Consider the following 17,694-nt stretch of genomic DNA (forward strand, 5'->3'; position numbering starts at 1 on the left):
CGCTGGAGGGTGTACGAGTTTATTGATAATTAGACATAAGTCTATATATCATTCAATCTGTTCGTATGCTCTCCAGCTTTTTATATTTAAAGTAAGTCTTATCCCAACGATCTCGAGATAGCCTTCTTCCATCCCTCATACTTTTCATCTCTTACACAGTCATTCATCTGAGGGTTAAATTCTCTCTTAATCCTCCAATTAGAGCTTATCTCATCTTTATCATTGTAAAAACCTACAGCAAGACCAGCAAGATACGCTGCCCCCAAAGCCGTCGTCTCTACAATTTCAGGCCTAAATATTTTTACATCCAAGATATCTGATTGAAACTGCATTAAAAAATTATTATTACTAGCTCCACCATCTACTTTTAAAGCTTTAAGATCTATACCTGAGTCATCCTGCATAGCTTGAAGTACATCCTTAGTTTGATAAGCTATAGACTCTAAAGTAGCCCTTATAAGATGTTCTTTCTTAGCCCCTCTAGTTAATCCACTGATAGTTCCCCTAGCGTACATATCCCAATATGGTGCACCAAGCCCAGTAAAAGCTGGCACCACATACACTCCATTTGTATCCTCTACTCTACTTGCATACTCTTCGCTCTCTTCAGCAGTATTAATAAGATTTAATTCATCTCTAAGCCACTGAATTGATGCCCCAGCAACAAAAATACTTCCCTCAAGTGCGTAGTTAATTTTTCCGTTAATTCCCCATGCTATAGTAGTTAGAAGTCCATTTTTAGATCTAACTGGTTTTTCTCCAGTGTTCATTAGTAAGAAACATCCTGTGCCATAGGTATTTTTAGCTGTTCCTTCTTCAAAGCAAGTCTGCCCAAATAGAGCTGCTTGTTGATCCCCAGCACATGCCGATATAGGTATTTCTGCACCTGCAAGCATATGATCATCAGTATACCCATAAAGATAACTCGATGGCTTTACTACAGGCAGCATACACTCAGGTATGTCTAGCTCATCTAAAATTTCTTCATCCCACTCTAAAGTATTTATATTAAACATCATAGTTCTGGATGCGTTTGAATAATCAGTTACGTGCACCTTGCCACGCGTCAAATTCCATATAAGCCAAGTGTCTATAGTTCCAAATAACAAATCACCCTTTTTCGCTCTTTCTCTAGCTCCATCTACTTTATCTAATATCCACTTTAATTTAGTAGCAGAAAAATAAGCATCTATTAAAAGTCCTGTTTTTTCTTTTATTTTATCTTCTAGACCTCTATTTTTTAAATCATCACATATCTTAGAAGTCCTTCTACACTGCCATACAATAGCGTTGTACACAGGTTTCCCAGTGTGCTTATCCCACACTACAGTAGTCTCCCTTTGATTTGTAATTCCAATAGAAGCTATTTCATCAGGTCTAATGCCTGCAGTCTCTATTACCTCTCTTAGAACACCACTCTGTGATCCCCAGATCTCCATTGCATCGTGCTCGACCCAACCTGGCTTGGAAAATATTTGAGAGAATTCTTTCTGCGCTACTCTTACTATTTCGCCTTCTCTATTAAAAATTATGGCTCTAGAGCTCGTAGTTCCTTGGTCAAGAGCATGATATAGTTTTTTTCCATAACAACTCTCCTTTGATTTTATCTTAAGAATAAAGTTTATCTATGTTTATTTTACACTAATTTATAGTAAAAACAAAAATTATCTTAAGATAGTAATTTTCTACTTAAGATAATTTTTCATTCATTCATTTATTTATTCGTAATGTATTAAAAATTATTTGTAATTTTTTCATTCATTTTATTTGTTTACGCGATTTTTATTTCTCATGCTTAGATTCTATTAACCTTACTCTGCAGTAACCTTAGAGCTATTTGCAAGTGCTAAGATAAGCCCAAGTGCAATTGAAGCAAATGCAGAGGCTATTACCCTGTACTCTGCTGGGAATAAAAATACTATTGTATGACATGGAATCCAGAAAAACGGAATAGTTTTGAACAAACTAAAGTTTACATAAGTAAACCAATCTATCCTATCAACAATCTCCCTTAAAGTTATTTTATGGACTTCAGTTGTATATTTAGTATCTATATATTTATCTGTAAATTTGTGGAACATAAATATTACTGGTGATAGTATTATATTCATCACCATGCTTGTAAACAGAGCCTTAAAGAATATACTTCCCTCTAGAGGCAACATTCCCTTACCTTGTGCAAATGCAACACCCGCTGGAAATATTGAAAGCGCCAAAGTTGTCACTACCCCTATAAATCCCCAGACTATTGCTCTTTGTACAAACCCAACTGGCTTTTTATAATAACCTGACGAAACCCTAGCTCCCAATAAGTCTCCCATTGTAGCTAGAACAGCAAACTTAAAAAATCCACCAATATACGGATGTGCTTCTGTTACATTAATAAATCCTTCTCTACTGCTAGGAATTGCTAATATAGCTATAAATACAAGTAAAACGCTTAACCATATAATATCCCCTTTTCTTAACAATACATCACTTCTCCTTCTAATTTACGAATTTAATAATTTATATAAAACTAACTATTCTATAGCTTTATACGATGTAAATACATTATTTGAATATTGATATGCTAAGACTGAAGATGTCGTTTTGACATCTTTGTATCTTTTTATAAAAAAGCTGCTTACAATATTAGTAACCAGCTTTTTTTAATGAACTATAAATATATTATAGCTCAATTAATTTTACATAGATAGAACTATTTTTCTTAATATTCCGACAAATACTCCAAATCAATCTATTTCCATATAGGTACGAAGAACATCTGTAATTTTCTACATACTTTTCACTGTAAAAACATAGTACTATTTTTTATACATTAAATTCCCCCTCTAAAAAGTTTCCTCTTATTAATACTTTTTTAAGGGGGAATAAAATATATTCTGTATGTAATTGTCTATTTATAGCAAATCAGGATCTTCTAGTCCTATTTTTTTGTAAATTAAATGTCTGTACTTCTTACCAGATCTTCTGCCACTAAGTATGTCCGTCAAATAGTTTTCGCTCACTCCTATATCTTTCGCAAGTTCGCGCTGTGTCATTCTCAATTCGATAAGTCTTTTTTTCACGTTTATCCCAAACATAGGGATATCTTTTTTTCTAGCCGCCAATAACAAGACCTCCTAAAATACAATTCATATAAAAACTAGTGTAAATTTTTTATAGTATTTAAATAAAGCCCTTCCGTGCATAATTCTGCCAACTGAATATTAATATATGCTTTAGTAAATATTATAAAAAACATCAAAATAAAACTTTCCCTATTTGATGCAGATATATGCTAAAATTATGATATGAATTCGTATCAATAACTACATTATAATGTCAAATCGACTTTAAGTCAATACTTTTTTAGTCATTTAGACTTTATTTTGTAAAAAATACTATATTCAGAAATTATATTAAAGTCAAATTGACTATTAGAAGAAAGGGGTTACTATGGATACATTAGGAAAAAGAATTGCTAAACTGAGAAAAGACAATAACCTAACTCAGGATAAATTAATGAAGATTCTAGATTTTGACAATCTAAGTAAATATGAAAAGGATTTAAGAGAACCTAATTTCACAATTCTGAAATCTATTGCTAAGTATTTCGATGTAACTACTGACTACCTGTTGTGTTTAGATTCAGAACCAAAGAGAGTTAGCTTTGTGAGAGAGGATAATGAAGAATATCCATCAATAAAAATTAATCATGATGAGGAAAATCTTTTAAAACTATATAGACAACTTAGCGAAAAGGATCAAATAAAAATCGAAGGTATGATTGAGCTAAAAATTTTTGAAAGCCAAGAATTAGAAAATACTATCACCGAGGATATATGTGATAATGAAAATACTTGTGAGATCGATGAATTATAAAGTTTCAATCCTATTTTTCGCCTTATATGACACGATTTCACCTCAAATACAAACTACATAAAATTACTATATCAGTTATTTTAAATATAAATTTAGTTGTAATATTTACTTAAATCATATTAAAATTGCATATTCAGCTAATATAACAGTATTTATTCTATCAATAAATACTTTAAATTATATATTTGTTCTTCGATCATTTTCTTTTCTGCAAATATATGTTAAAATATCTATTATGTTTTGCTTTACATCGATATAATTTTAAGTGCATGTTAAAAAAAATAGTACATGCGTTAAGAGAATAAATATCGTCATTATAACTAAATTATTTTTTAATTGGATTAGGAGGATTTACATGGGCTTTAAGGACAAATTCGCACAGTCATTTGCTAGATCTAAGACTATGAGCGGCCCTGAAAAAAAGGCTAACGAAATTATCGGGAAATTACTTATGAAAAAAGCTATTATCCCTATTGTTTTAATGTTTATAGTGCTCTTAGGAGGTAATTTCCTAAAGATTAACGGATGGATTTTACTTGGGGTAAATATCTTAGTGGCTGTTGGAGCATTCTTCTACATAAGAAGTTCTAGCAAGAAGTACCAAAACTTCAAACCTTACGCAGGCAATCTGATAAGTCTTGATAAAAAAGGAAAGAAAGATTTTGTCGCGATAATTAAACAAGGTAAACAACCTATTAAGCTACAAATATCTTACGGCGGTGAGGATCTTCAAAATCTTAAGAAGAATCAAATCGTTCAGATTAGCTACAACCCAGAAGCTAAAATAGCTATTTTAGTTAATAAAATGTAATTTAAGAGCTGTAATCAAGCGATAGTAATCGATTTTGATACAGCTCTTTTTATTTGATTCAAGCTTATTTTATTTAATTAAAGTTTATTTTATTTGTTTAAGTTAACAACAATTTTAAATTGTATTATAACTTTAAATTAACTACAGTATTTTGGTTGTATACAAGGCCTTAAAGTTTTCTATTGTCTTCTGTATTAGAACTTCTATACTCTTCTAATCTCGCTAATGCGTATATTGTATCTGATAATCTATTTATATACTTCACAACTTCCGGTCTTACATCTTCAGTCCTCTTTAGTTTAACTACACATCTTTCAGCTCTTCTAACTACAGTTCTAGCTACGTGCAAAGCAGACGAAGATAAGTTAACTCCTGGAATTACGAAATAAGTCTGTACTCCAACTATTTCAGTACATTCATCAACTATTTTTTCCAAAGCTGTAACATCTTCTTCTGTTACTTTGTCGCTATCCTTTAGCATCTTAAATCCCCTATCATCACTTGCAAGCTCTGCACCAACGCTAAATATTTTTCTTTGAATTTTATCTATATATTCTTTAATTTTTTCATCTGTAATTTGTGAGTACGCAAGACCTAACATTGAATTTGCCTCATCTAAAGTTCCATAACTCTCAACCTTTAAACTATCTTTTTTAACCCTATTTCCACCAAACAAACTTGTCTGACCTTTATCTCCTGTTTTTGTATATAAATTAGCCACTACTATCACTCCTGTCATTTTTCTTTAATTTATCACTTTTACTATTAATTATTTTATACCCACTCAGGTCAATTGTATAGATTTTTTTGATACAAATTTATTCCATTGTAAGTAAAGCTTGAAATTTCAATGTTTTTTATTGTGGTTTAAGCGAAAATACATTAGTTGATAATTTTTATCATTTAATATTGACTTTCGTTCATTTGAATAGTAAAATAGTTTCCAGGAAACAATATTTGAGGTGATTAATATCAATACTGAAAGAGTTTTAGCCAGTCTATTTAAATTTCTTAGAAGAAGAGAGAAAACTAAGGAAGAAACGAAAAAAGTTATACAAGAAATTTCAAAGAGAATTGACTTGGAGAACAACTTAACTTTATCTGAAATTCAATCTGTTTACCATATAGGTGCAAATAATGGAATCAATCAAAGTGAATTATCACATCTAATGCTTATGACTAGAGGTGCTACATCAAAGATTTGCAAAAAGCTACAATCAAAAGATCTGATCGCTCTAAACTGTAAACGAGACAATCTTAAAGAATTTGAATTAACATTAACTTGTAGAGGTAAAAACCTTTTCGAGCTTGCCGCAAAAAGACATGAAGATGAGGTTCGTCACAAGACTCAACTCTTTGATAAATATACGGAAGAAGAACTTGAGTTTATATACAAATTATTTGAAGATTTAGCTGAAAGATATTAAACTTAATTAAACGAGAGGAAGTAAATAATATGTCAAAATTATTATATGTAACTGTAAGTCCGCTATCAGGCGAAAAATCAAAATCAATGAATGTTGGAGATCATTTCATAAAAGAATGGAAAGCTAATCATCCTAATGATACTGTAGAAACATTAGATTTATTTAACGGCGATATCCCATTTTTAAGCCAAGATATATTTGATGCTTGGTCAGTATTAAAAAGTGGAGAATCAATATATACTTTGCCAAAAAAAGATCGAGAAAAAGTTAGAAGAAATGATGAATTATTAAACCAATTTATGGAGGCTGATAAAATAGTATTTGTAAATCCTATGTGGAACCTATTCTTCCCTCCAGTTTTAAAAGCTTATATAGATATTTTATGTGTTGCTAGAAAGACATTTGCGTACACTGCTGAAGGTCCAGTTGGGCTTTTAAAGGACAAGAAAGTTCTTCACATACAATCTAGTGGTGGAGTTTACGACCGTTCTGAAGGTGCTCCTATTGTTGATTTTGGCGACGCTTATTTAAAACATATGATGGGATTCTTCGGTATATTCGATTACGAAGCTATTCATATTGATGGGATTGATGCTGCACCTGATAAGAAAGATGAGATTATGGGTGTTGCTAAGGGTAAGGCTTCTGAAATTGCTAAGAAGTTTTAGTTTATAAATATAAAATTTAACTACTAAATCTAAAGGAATCGTATTTTAATGGTACCTTTTTTGATTCTTCAATATTCCTTAATACTTTAATATTTACACATTTTAGTGAATTTAAGAGAATCTTGTAAACTTATTTTTTATCGATATCTTAAATATTTTGTTATAATGATATTAATTACATAAAACAAATATTATTATAATACTACATAGAAAGGGAATTACAATGAAAGATACAAAATACATTGATAACTATTTCAAAATATTATCCCTAGCGTTTTGGCCGATAATATGGTACAAATGGATAGTTATTTCAAATGAGATTATCGAAATATCGCTAGTTACAATCTACTCTATTCTTTGTGTTATATATACATTTCACTTTATATATTTAAAAACTAAGTGTAATTATGAAATCGATAAAATAGAAGTTTACTACAATTTTAGCACTATACTTGCATTTATTAGCACCTTATACAGTTTTTTAATTTTTCCAAAAAACTTAACCTTTTTATACTTAAAAATAGCTTTAATTTGTGCTTACTTCTACTTTTCAGTATTGAAAGCAATTAGATACAAAAGAGAAGAAGGAATTGTAGGGATAATGGGATCGCTACTTCTTGCCGTGATTACAGTATTTTATTAAAAATCAAATTAATTACTGGATTTTTATGTTAGACATAAGGAGACTTTTCTGATATCATTTTAATTAGTGGTTTGACACAATACAAGAATAAAAAGGAGTAAATAATTATGGAAATAAAAGTACTTGCAACAGTTGGAGAAAAAGAAATTACTAATTTAGATATCGACAGTGCGCTTAGAACAATGGATCAATACCAAGCGATGCATTTTGGAACTGATGAAGGTAAAAAACAATTACTAGATGACTTAATAAACCAAGAACTATTCTATTTAGAATCAGTAGAAAATGGATTAGATAAAGAAGAAGCTTTCTTAGTTGAACTTGAAAAAGTTAAAGCAAACTTATTAAAGCAAGTTGCAATAAGCAAAGTGTTATCAGGAGTAAGCTTAACTCAAGAAGAGAAATTAGCTTTCTTTGAAGAAAATAAAGCTAATTTTGCAAAACCTGAAAACGCTTCAGCTAAACATATATTAGTAGAATCAGAAGATAAAGCTAAAGAAATACTTTCTCAAATAAAAGCTGAAGATGTAACTTTCGAAGATGCTGCTAAACAACACTCTACTTGTCCTTCTAACGAAGCTGGTGGGGATTTAGGAACTTTCTCTAGAGGACAAATGGTTCCAGAATTTGAAGAAGTTGTATTCAGCATGAATAAAGGTGAAGTAAGCGAACCTGTTAAAACTCAATTTGGATACCATATAATAAAATTAGATGATGTTCAACCTGGTGGAGAATCAACTTTTGAAGAAGTTGAAGGAGAAATCGAAAAGAACTTAATGTACCAAAAACAAAACCAAGTTTACGGTGAAAAAATTGCTTCTTTAAAAGCTAAATACGAAAATCTTGTAAGTCACAAAGAATAATATGTTAATATAAAATAAGAGGTGATAGCAATGCTATCGCCTTTTTTTATATTTTAATATGCTTAAGATTAGCGTTTAAATACAATTCATTCCTACTTAATTAATCTCAATTTATATAACTATACTCAAACTATTATCCACATTAAAAAGCTTATAACAAAAAAGGAACATTATTATAGTGCACATCTTTAATGATGTACTTATATAATAATATTCCTACTTTTTACTTTGATACTTCTTTAATCAATTTTATATTAACTATCTATCTAGTACAATTTCTTCTTGAAGGCTCATACGCTCAAAACAATAACCTATTATTTCTCTTCTTTTAATGATCCCAATAAATATATTTTGATCATCGATTACAGGTACAAAATTCTGATTTAGAGATTTTATTACTAAATCCTCGATCTTAGCATCTATCGCTACTGGTGCATTATCTTTTTTTCTTTTAATTTCAGTAACAGGCATTTTTTCTAATTCTTTCAGATTAAGAGTATATTTGTTTTTTAATGACCATAAGAAGTCTCCTTCTGTAATAGTTCCTATATACTCGCCATCTCTATTAATTATCGGAATTGAAGAATATCTATAGTGCTCCATCGTCTCTATAGCTTGTTTTATAGTGTAGTCTTCATATATATATGCTACCTCACTCTTTGGAGTAAGAAAAAACAATATATTCATTACACTATACACCCCCAAACTTATTAAAATACTTAAATTTATTATTCTAAACCTAAGTTTCTTACTACTTCACTTAATTTTAACACATTTATAGGTTAATTAACGCTTTTATTGTTATTTTTTATGATTTTTTTGGTAATGTACTATTAATTAAATTTTTGATTGATTTGTTTGATTTTTCCAAAAAAATAGAAAAAACCGCTAAAAAGCGGTTAATCTCTCATATTACTAGAATACTAATATATATGAATTTTTAATTATAATCTAACAACATTAGCAGCTTGAGGTCCTTTAGCACCATCAACTACTTCGAATTCTACGCTTTGTCCTTCTTCTAATGACTTGTATCCGTCACCTTGTATTGCTGAGAAGTGTACGAATACATCGTCTTCACCTTCTACAGATATGAATCCAAAACCTTTTTCATTGTTAAACCATTTAACTACACCAGTTTTCATTAATAAATCCTCCTAAAAACAAACAAATTTAGCTACTTTATCTGTAACCTTAGTATTACTTTATCACATTGACTTACCTTTGTCAATTAATATTAAACTATACTTTGTTAAAATCTTTATTTTTTTAATAATTTAATAATTTACTTTAATAATATGAAATTTAATGTCTTTATCGCTCCATCCTAAATCCCACGGAACTAAAAGTCTGTCTGTATTATGACATGTCACCAAAGGATATCCCTTTGAGTCAAGACCGGTAACAGTCGATACATGTGTTATCCTTCCACCTTTTTCATATCCCACAATATCACCAGGTCTTAAAAAATATGCTTCTTTGTAGACTTCTTCAAAAGTTCCCTTTGTTAAAAGCGATCCTCTTCCACTATAAAGCAAATAATTTTTGAACGCCTGTGCATTTACCCATGCTTTTGTGCCTGCACTTTCACTGTAATTCCAAGTCGCATTTTTTTCAAAACGTCCACTCTCAAACATTATTTGTGAGGCAAAATTTGCACAATCCCCACCTTCAGGGTTGTAATTTCTGTAGTTATCATTGAACTTAAGTCCATCTTCTTCATCAGCTGCTGATCCAGCGTATTTGTGAGCATAAGAAACACATTTTTTCTGTTCGGGTGTTAAGTTTAGTTTGATTTCTTTTTTAGAGTCTATAAAGTTTCTAATGTCATCAGATTTTATATTCTCTAAATTTAAAGAATCCGCAAAAGGGTCCGTATACCACTCTTTAGTAATAATATATTTATTTTTTACTTTCTTTACATGTAGATAGTGCTCTGTCCCAATTCTAAACGTATTTACTTTATCTTTTTGATTTGCATATGTGTATTTATACTCTGTAGATACAGAGCAAATTACGCCGTAGAGATTCTTCTCTCTTTCCCTAACTTTTCTAACATTTACTTTAGTCTTTATATTCTTAAATTTAACACCTTGCTTACTAGACCAGTTTTCTAGATACTTCATTTTTTTGATTTCATGTTCATATGCCCAAAGTCCGAATTTTTTATCTGTATCAAATATACCTTTTAGTATATCTTCATTCTTATTCAAAATAGCCTTATTTCTAAAATCAAATAAATCTTCGAGTAAAATTTTATATTCTTCTCTTTCTTCTCTAGCCTTTCTCTCTTCTTTAGTTTCCTTTAGTTTATTTTTGTTATCTCCCTCTACATCTTTTTCTTTATCATCCTTTGTATCGATAAGTTTACTTGATTCTAAACTTTCCTCAGTTAAATAAGTATTGCTTAATGTATAAAATCCTGCTCCAAAGAAAACTACTAAAAGTACAAGTCCAACTACTCCTTTGATGTACTTATTTTTTAAATTAAGCTTTTTCAAAACTACACCTCCAAACAGTACATCTTTTCTTATTTTTGACGTTCATATATTCTATTATGTCCAGTTTTAACAATAAATTGTATCAAAACACTTTATTTTTTAGATAATTTTAATTAATAAACTACTTTTTTTATTCTATTAGTAGTAATATAGTTATATTAGTATTTGTGCATAAAATTTTAGGCACACTGATTAATTTATAGCAATGGAGGGAATATTATGCAAAAAAAGGTTGCTGCTATACACGATATTTCGGGTGTAGGGAAATGTTCATTGACAGTAGCTTTACCTGTTCTTTCAGCACTAAAGGTACAATGTTGTCCTTTTCCAACAGCAGTATTATCTAATCAAGTAGGTTATCCAGAATACTCTTTTTTAGATTTAACTGATGAGATGCCAAAATACACAAAAGTCTGGGATAAATTAGGGTTTGAGTTCAACTCTATATACACTGGATTTCTAGGTTCAATACAGCAGGTCGATATTGTTTCAGATTTTATAGTAAAGCATCCAAATTCTTTTGTGGTTGTGGATCCAGTTATGGGAGATAATGGAGAAATGTATTCTTGTTTTAGTGAAGATATGAGAATTGAGCTAAGAAAATTAGTCTGTCATTCACATTTAACAACTCCAAATCTAACTGAAGCGTGTTATTTAGCTGGTGAAGATTATTCAAAACTCGATTATACAAATGAGGAAATTATGAAAATTGCTCATGAAGTATCAGATCTAGGTCCAGAAAAGGTAGTTATTACTGGAATTGTAAGAAATGGAAATGTTCTTAATTTTGCTTACGATAGAAGCACTGATATGACATTTTTTACAACTTCTAAGTATAATGATAAGTCTTACAGTGGAACTGGCGATATATTTGCATCTATCTTATGCGGTATGTTAACCAATGATTTCAATTTTGAATTAGCAGTAAATACTGCAAATGAGTTTATATATAAAACTATTACATATACTTCTAAATTCGACACTGACCGAAACGAAGGAGTTATGTTTGAGAATTTTTTAAGTGATCTCGCATCTTTGTAGGTTCCTAAAAAGCTAAATGGGATGTAATTAAAGTGATCTCCGTCCACTTTAATTACATCCCATTCTCTACTTGTTTTATTTAATGATTATTATAATATATTATCTTCGTGTTTACTTTAATTGTCTTCTTTATCTTAAAATAATGGTATTCAATTTTATTTTTTCTTAAGATACCCTACATTTGCTTTTACGTTATACTGAGTCTCTAATTTTTCTAACGCTTTATCTACAAGTCCGTTTATATCTATTATATCTTCTTTTATTTCATTACCATCTTCATCATATTTAAGATCTTCATGGTTGAGATCATTTCTTTGCTCTGAGTGGACATTGTAATTAAATTTATATTTATTAGTAGGTAGATTTAAAGTTAATACTGAGTTTGGAGCTTCAATATTTAAATTCTTGGCAACTGGCACTTGTGATTCTATTCCGACTGACCCTGTTAGATTTTCGCCAATATCTTGCTCTAGTATAGTTATATTCTCTGGCAATTTAGATTCTATATCCTCTATTATGTTTTCATCATCATTTGAGTAGATATCAACTGAATTTGATGTAAGTATTATGTCTTTTATTCCAATTATACTTGTTACAGGCATTGATATATCATTATATGACTTTATATCTAAAGTTTTTAAATTCTGAATTTCTTTAGGCATCGAATCTCCTCTAAAGGTACCATCAGAAGTTAATTTAAACTCATTTAAAAAGATATCATCTTTTATATTTAAATCGCCACTACCTATAGCTAGATTTAAGTCAACTTTATTTGGTAAATATATTATTATAGAGATATCCTCATAAACAAATATTTCATCTATGAAAGTTCTTACCATTGAATCTATATCTGTTATTTTTTACCGTAAATTCTATTTTTATCTTCTTCTACGATCAAAGTCTTATCTTTGTTTGAAATACTGTAATTTAAATTATTAGTAACACCTTTTTTAGTAACTAGCACGCTATCTTTATTGTGGTGTTTTATAGTTATATTTGTTGAGTATGAGTTAATTGCCAACTTATTTATATCTTCTTTTTCCTCATAAATATTGTACTCTTGATTCGCCTGGTACTCTTTTTCAGCTCTAAAATCAGATATACTTGGAGTAGCATATAGAAAAGACCAAACAGTTCCAATTATACCTACAACTAACATAACTATTGCTACTATCGATATTTTTTTATTCACGCTCTCCATCTCCTTTGCTTAAATCAACAGACTTGTATTGTATATCTTTTTTCTTTGAGGCTCTTATATATATTCCTCTTGTCTTAATCCAATGGATATATTTTCTAACTAGCCCTTTACTAAATTTCACTACATATAGTATGATTTGCCATGCCAATATTTGAAACCCTATAAAGGCTACATATACAAATACAAATACTAGCCATGTATCTGGAATTATGCTAATAAATTTAAATACAAATGGAATCATAATAATAGAAGTTATTGCAGATGCTGCTAAACCAGCTAACGTCGATAGTATAAATAATATTAAACTACCAAAAGGTAGTAACATAAACATAGTAAGTATTATTAAAGCACTAAAAACTAAAGCTCTGCTTATGCCTCCAGAATTTCTTTTCCTTTCTTTTTCAATATTTAAAGTCAACAGTTCTGTGAACCATTTCTGTGATTTTTTTAGAAAATCACTTATCTTTGTACCAACTTGTTTTATACCTTTACCTGTCTTATGCTTAGCTTCGTTAATCTTGCAATTTAATACTCTTTTGTTTACTATCTGATCATTATCTTCTGAAATTTTATCTCCTTTAATTTGAGATACAAATTCCTCGGAAATGGTCTTTGGAGATCCAAGCTGAGATATTATCTCCATATCGCTTTTTCCTTCAATTATCCCGTCGACAAAATATTCTTCATAGTCCCTTATAATATCGTTTACTTCATCATAGGAAAAATCTTTCTTTAAATAATCTCGTAAAATTTCTAGAAATTCTTCTTTACTCAAAGCCACTACCCCCTTCATCATTGCTAATAAGCACATCAACTGCTTTTACAAATGCTCTCCATTCGTGTAACATTTCTTTTAAATTATTTTTTCCAATCTCTGTTATCCTGTAGTACTTTCGTGCAGGACCTTCTGAAGATTCTAAAATGTATGTATCAAAGTATGAATCTTTTGTAAGCCTTCTAAGTATCGGGTAAATTGTACCTTCATTTACATCTATGACCTTAGAAATGTTTTGCACAATTTCATATCCATACATATCTCTGTTGTCAATCAACGCCAGTACGCAAATCTCAAGTACTCCCTTTTTGAATTGTGTATTCATACGTTTCCTCCTTGCTATAAAATTTATCATACATAGTAGTATGCAATACACAGTAGTATATTAAAAATTTTTACACATTTAATCAGTATGCCTACTTGTTTATGTTTTTATAATAACATAGTACTGTGTAACGCACAATAGAGATTGATATATTTTTGTATAAATGTTGAATAAAAACTCTCTGAAATGTATAATTACACTAACATCTTTAATTTACGGAGGTGCCTAAAATTGAAAGATAACAACAAAACCATACTAATTCTTACTGCCCAATTTGGTGCTGGACACACGAGTGCTGCTAATGCAATTAAAGATTATTTACTTGATGAAAATCCAGATTACAATATTATCATTAGAAACTTTATAACAATCAGCATACCTCAAATGAATAAGCCTATGGTCACACTTTACGAAAACAATACCAAGTATACTCCTGTTTTATACAATTCATATTACTATTTTAGGAAATCAGTTGATACAAAACACGATATATCACACATGCTGTATGCTCCAAAGGTTTCAGAGTACATATCAAAAATTAAACCCGATATTATAGTCTCTACATTTCCAGTTGCATGTGGCTGTGTTAATGAGTTTAAGCTCAAAAATCCAGACGCAGATATTCCAAGTGTAACAGTTGTAACGGATGTTGTAGACAGTAATGAATGGATCTATGAAAAAACAGATATGTACTTTGTCCCAACAAATGAAATAAAGAATAGATTTGTTCACAAAGGTATATCTCCTGACTCTATAAAGGTCACTGGAGTTCCTGTAGGTAAGAGATTTAGCTCAAAGGAAAAAACCGAATCACAATATAGATATAGACTTCTACTTCTCGGAGGTGGAAGGGGTCTCTTTGAATTTGATGAAGACTTTATATACTGGATGGACAGTTTTGTCTCTAGATACAAATACCTTATGAAGATCACAATAGTAACTGGTAAAAACCATAAATTGTACAAGACTCTTACAGAGAAATATCCTCTAAAAAATATAGAGGTACTTGGGTTTGTTGAAAATATGTATGAATTGATACTTAATCATGACCTTATGTTGACTAAACCTGGAGGTGCAACTTTATTTGAAGCTATCAATTCTAAAACACCTGTTATTTTAAAGTATCCAAAGGTCGGTCAGGAAATTGAAAACGCTAAATTTATTATTGATAAGGGGATAGGTTCTGTATATAAAACTGATAAAGATCTTCAAGTACTCCTAGAAAAACTTGTAAAAGGTGAATTAGATTCTTTTATAGACTATGCAAAAGGAAACCTAGATGATTTTATGCAATTAATACATCCAGATAAAATTCCCGATTACTTAGGTGAATTACTAAAATAAAAAGATCGATTGTTGGCTAGAATATTATTTATAAACTAATATTTCTATTCATCAATCGATCTTAATTTTATTATTAAGCTATACCGTAGCTTTATATGGTAAAGTTAAAATTTTCAGCATATTATTTCAAGTGTTTAATTTTCACTGTATTTTTTATTACACTTAAATATATATTCTGAAATACATTTACTAGAATATATTTTTCTTATAAACTAAGTAAAGCTCTTGTATTTCATCTATCTTATCTTTAAGCTCTAATTGTAAATTAGAAGCTGCTTCGTAATCCTTTTCGTTTATTGCATCCTTAATTCTCGTAAAAAGAGATTTTTTTGTTAAAGTATCCTTCATTATATCGTATTTAAGATCAGATATTGCATTCCAGTTTACTTCATCGAGTGCATCCATATTGTCATTTGTATGTCTCTTTTCTATGCCTCTGATTATCTTTACATCATTTCTTATTATTCTAGAAGTAAGTTGCTTTTGCCATTTATCTAATGCTCCAACTTTAAAAGAGTTTATTATTATATCTGTAAAAACTCCACCTTGCTTTAAAGATTCTAGCTTATCTTTATGTATATCTAAATTTTTCATATTTTCAAATACAGTTCTAGGCGGAACTCCAAATCTTTTTACTCTCTCTTCTTCTGTATAGTAATTAAATATATTATTCTCATCTCTATACGCTCTGTCTTTTTCTAAGTAGAAACTCTCTTCTCCTACATCTTTAGATATTTCTTTTTCGAGAGCCTTAGTATCTAATCCGCTCTTTGCAACAACTTTAATCCCTTCAAGCATCATTTGGTAGCATCCAGCAGCTACAAGGTATGTATTTGAAAGTGGACTTGGAGATCTAAGCTCAAATCTCATATTTCTAGGGCTCTTTAAATCTCTAATTACCCCTATTAATACTGATCTATTTCTAGAAGGAATCTCATATGCGTGCCCTAGTGTAGCAACAGTACAAACTGGAGCTTCAAACCCCGGAACTAATCTATTGAACTCATCGCTAGTAGATGTAACTATAGGGCTTAATACCTCATAGTTTTTAAGTATTCCCATTAGTGCTCCATATCCTATTTCACTAAGGTAATCATCTTCTAGTTTTGTAGGCGCAAGTAAGTTTATACCTCTACCGTCTTTTAGATTCGCACTTACTCCTATATGTGTATGTCCTCCGCTGCCTGCAACCTTTTCAATTGGCTTAGCTTTGAATGTAACTTCTAGTCCATGTGAAGAAAATACATCATCAATTACATTTCTAACTAAAAGTTCGTTGTCACATGCTTGCAATGGTCGAGCAAACTTCCAAGAAATTTCTAATTGCTCCATAGCGTGATTTATTTTACCATCTATACTTATTGAACTTGGAATTCCTCCAACTTCTTTATGTGCCAACTCCGGCTCTATTCCCAATTTTTTAAGCTCCGTAAGAGTCTTTTCAAGACAAGTTCTAATTACTCCATGTGTTCTCTTCCAATATTGCTCTTTTAAACTTTGCGAAACATAAAGTTTTTCTAAGTTTGCCTTATCTTCTGGAGTATTTACCCAAAACTCTAATTCTGTTGCTGTAGTAAGCGATATGTCTACAATGTCTTCTACAGAGTCTATTCCCAAATTATTAATCATATGAGGATGCTCCCTAAAGATTTTTAGTAGAGATTCTTTAAAATACTCATCAGCCTTCTCAATAATTCCTCTAGAACAAACTTTTTCATTATCATGAATTAAATATGCTGGTATTATCAACGTTCCAACTGGAAGCCCAGTATTTTCATCGATATTCTCTTTGTTGTAATCAATATACCATCTTGCTTCGGAGTCTGGCATTAGATCAACTTTTGCATTGTTTAAAGTAGCTATTTCATATAGCTCAACGCTAGATCCATCAGTCTGAATAGCAGAAGATAAAAACTTTTTAATATCTTTTAAAAATAAGTTTATTGGTATTTTTACATCTGTTGCATTGCCCCCAAGATCGACACCCATAAGTGATACAAACTTAATATTTGAATTCTCACTTAATACAGTTTTAAGCTCATCGTCAGTGTAGTTTTCTTTTTCAATAAAATACAGTAATTCCTTCATTCATTCTCTCTCCCATTTTTATGAATTTATTCACTTAGCTATATATACAATATCACCTATATTAACAAACATTGAACATTTTTTTCTTAACAATATTCGTGTTTTGTTTCTTTGTTATTAATTATTATATAATAGTTTGG

General features: G+C 30.2%; 20 protein-coding genes. 8 read left to right on the forward strand and 12 right to left on the reverse strand.

Features of this window, described 5'->3' with window-relative positions:
- Nucleotides 1-98: 98 nt before the first annotated feature.
- The 3 genes from glpK to T473_RS0103225 all read right to left on the reverse strand — a co-directional run bounded on the left by glpK (nt 99) and on the right by T473_RS0103225 (nt 3,113).
- Nucleotides 99-1,625, reverse strand: coding sequence for a glycerol kinase GlpK (gene glpK / locus T473_RS0103215; RefSeq protein WP_330369360.1), 1,527 nt, complete (start codon nt 1,623-1,625; stop codon nt 99-101).
- A 186-nt stretch (nt 1,626-1,811) separates the two neighbouring features.
- The gene (locus T473_RS0103220) at nt 1,812-2,471 is read right to left on the reverse strand and encodes a hypothetical protein (RefSeq protein ID WP_024620604.1); all 660 of its coding nucleotides are present in this window, start codon (nt 2,469-2,471) and stop codon (nt 1,812-1,814) included.
- A gap of 432 nt (nt 2,472-2,903) precedes the next feature.
- Complete coding sequence (locus tag T473_RS0103225; RefSeq protein ID WP_024620605.1) at nt 2,904-3,113, reverse strand: helix-turn-helix domain-containing protein; 210 nt, start codon at nt 3,111-3,113, stop codon at nt 2,904-2,906.
- A 328-nt stretch (nt 3,114-3,441) separates the two neighbouring features.
- On the opposite strand from T473_RS0103225, the gene T473_RS0103230 reads away from it, so the two are divergent.
- Complete coding sequence (locus T473_RS0103230) at nt 3,442-3,867, forward strand: helix-turn-helix domain-containing protein (protein WP_024620606.1); 426 nt, start codon at nt 3,442-3,444, stop codon at nt 3,865-3,867.
- Nucleotides 3,868-4,222: 355 nt separating this feature from the next.
- On the forward strand, nt 4,223-4,678 hold the full coding sequence (locus tag T473_RS0103235; RefSeq protein WP_024620607.1) for a hypothetical protein: 456 nt from the start codon (nt 4,223-4,225) through the stop codon (nt 4,676-4,678).
- A 169-nt stretch (nt 4,679-4,847) separates the two neighbouring features.
- On the opposite strand, the gene T473_RS0103240 is transcribed toward T473_RS0103235, so the two are convergent.
- Nucleotides 4,848-5,399, reverse strand: coding sequence for a cob(I)yrinic acid a,c-diamide adenosyltransferase (locus tag T473_RS0103240; protein WP_024620608.1), 552 nt, complete (start codon nt 5,397-5,399; stop codon nt 4,848-4,850).
- A 241-nt stretch (nt 5,400-5,640) separates the two neighbouring features.
- On the opposite strand from T473_RS0103240, the gene T473_RS0103245 reads away from it, so the two are divergent.
- The 4 genes from T473_RS0103245 to T473_RS0103260 all read left to right on the forward strand — a co-directional run bounded on the left by T473_RS0103245 (nt 5,641) and on the right by T473_RS0103260 (nt 8,279).
- Entirely contained in the window at nt 5,641-6,105 is a 465-nt protein-coding gene (locus tag T473_RS0103245) for a MarR family winged helix-turn-helix transcriptional regulator (RefSeq protein WP_024620609.1), read from the forward strand.
- A gap of 29 nt (nt 6,106-6,134) precedes the next feature.
- Nucleotides 6,135-6,773 carry an FMN-dependent NADH-azoreductase gene (locus T473_RS0103250; protein WP_024620610.1) on the forward strand — a complete coding sequence of 213 codons (639 nt, stop codon included), beginning with the start codon at nt 6,135-6,137 and terminating at the stop codon, nt 6,771-6,773.
- 223 nt (nt 6,774-6,996) lie between these two features.
- Nucleotides 6,997-7,416 (forward strand): hypothetical protein, encoded by a 420-nt coding sequence (locus T473_RS0103255; protein ID WP_024620611.1) that lies wholly within the window; start codon nt 6,997-6,999, stop codon nt 7,414-7,416.
- Nucleotides 7,417-7,523: 107 nt separating this feature from the next.
- Nucleotides 7,524-8,279: a peptidylprolyl isomerase gene (locus T473_RS0103260; RefSeq protein ID WP_024620612.1), complete on the forward strand. Its 756-nt coding sequence runs from the start codon at nt 7,524-7,526 to the stop codon at nt 8,277-8,279.
- A gap of 258 nt (nt 8,280-8,537) precedes the next feature.
- On the opposite strand, the gene T473_RS0103265 is transcribed toward T473_RS0103260, so the two are convergent.
- The 3 genes from T473_RS0103265 to T473_RS0103275 all read right to left on the reverse strand — a co-directional run bounded on the left by T473_RS0103265 (nt 8,538) and on the right by T473_RS0103275 (nt 10,780).
- The gene (locus T473_RS0103265) at nt 8,538-8,966 is read right to left on the reverse strand and encodes a CBS domain-containing protein (protein WP_024620613.1); all 429 of its coding nucleotides are present in this window, start codon (nt 8,964-8,966) and stop codon (nt 8,538-8,540) included.
- A 257-nt stretch (nt 8,967-9,223) separates the two neighbouring features.
- Nucleotides 9,224-9,424 carry a cold-shock protein gene (locus T473_RS0103270; protein ID WP_024620614.1) on the reverse strand — a complete coding sequence of 67 codons (201 nt, stop codon included), beginning with the start codon at nt 9,422-9,424 and terminating at the stop codon, nt 9,224-9,226.
- Nucleotides 9,425-9,556: 132 nt separating this feature from the next.
- Entirely contained in the window at nt 9,557-10,780 is a 1,224-nt protein-coding gene (locus T473_RS0103275) for an amidase domain-containing protein (RefSeq protein WP_024620615.1), read from the reverse strand.
- A gap of 219 nt (nt 10,781-10,999) precedes the next feature.
- Between T473_RS0103275 and T473_RS0103280 the strand changes: the two genes are divergently transcribed.
- Nucleotides 11,000-11,821, forward strand: coding sequence for a pyridoxamine kinase (locus T473_RS0103280; RefSeq protein WP_024620616.1), 822 nt, complete (start codon nt 11,000-11,002; stop codon nt 11,819-11,821).
- Nucleotides 11,822-11,976: 155 nt separating this feature from the next.
- Here T473_RS0103280 and T473_RS0103285 read toward each other — a convergent pair whose 3' ends face one another.
- Genes T473_RS0103285 through T473_RS0103300 form a run of 4 tightly spaced genes read right to left on the reverse strand, consistent with a single transcriptional unit; the run spans nt 11,977 to nt 14,122 of the window.
- Nucleotides 11,977-12,660 carry a hypothetical protein gene (locus tag T473_RS0103285; RefSeq protein WP_024620617.1) on the reverse strand — a complete coding sequence of 228 codons (684 nt, stop codon included), beginning with the start codon at nt 12,658-12,660 and terminating at the stop codon, nt 11,977-11,979.
- 14 nt (nt 12,661-12,674) lie between these two features.
- Nucleotides 12,675-13,013 carry a hypothetical protein gene (locus T473_RS0103290; protein WP_024620618.1) on the reverse strand — a complete coding sequence of 113 codons (339 nt, stop codon included), beginning with the start codon at nt 13,011-13,013 and terminating at the stop codon, nt 12,675-12,677.
- Nucleotides 13,006-13,797 carry a DUF1700 domain-containing protein gene (locus T473_RS0103295; protein WP_024620619.1) on the reverse strand — a complete coding sequence of 264 codons (792 nt, stop codon included), beginning with the start codon at nt 13,795-13,797 and terminating at the stop codon, nt 13,006-13,008. Before T473_RS0103295 ends, T473_RS0103290 begins: the two co-directional genes overlap by 8 nt.
- Nucleotides 13,790-14,122 (reverse strand): PadR family transcriptional regulator, encoded by a 333-nt coding sequence (locus tag T473_RS0103300; RefSeq protein ID WP_024620620.1) that lies wholly within the window; start codon nt 14,120-14,122, stop codon nt 13,790-13,792. The genes T473_RS0103295 and T473_RS0103300 overlap by 8 nt, the downstream gene beginning before the upstream one ends.
- A 231-nt stretch (nt 14,123-14,353) precedes the next feature.
- Between T473_RS0103300 and T473_RS0103305 the strand changes: the two genes are divergently transcribed.
- Entirely contained in the window at nt 14,354-15,466 is a 1,113-nt protein-coding gene (locus T473_RS0103305; protein ID WP_024620621.1) for an MGDG synthase family glycosyltransferase, read from the forward strand.
- Nucleotides 15,467-15,655: 189 nt separating this feature from the next.
- On the opposite strand, the gene T473_RS0103310 is transcribed toward T473_RS0103305, so the two are convergent.
- Complete coding sequence (locus T473_RS0103310) at nt 15,656-17,554, reverse strand: type I glutamate--ammonia ligase (RefSeq protein ID WP_024620622.1); 1,899 nt, start codon at nt 17,552-17,554, stop codon at nt 15,656-15,658.
- Nucleotides 17,555-17,694 lie beyond the last annotated feature (140 nt).

The sequence above is a fragment of the Clostridioides mangenotii TR genome, assembly GCF_000498755.1.
Classification (GTDB): Bacteria; Bacillota; Clostridia; order Peptostreptococcales; family Peptostreptococcaceae; genus Metaclostridioides; species Metaclostridioides mangenotii_A.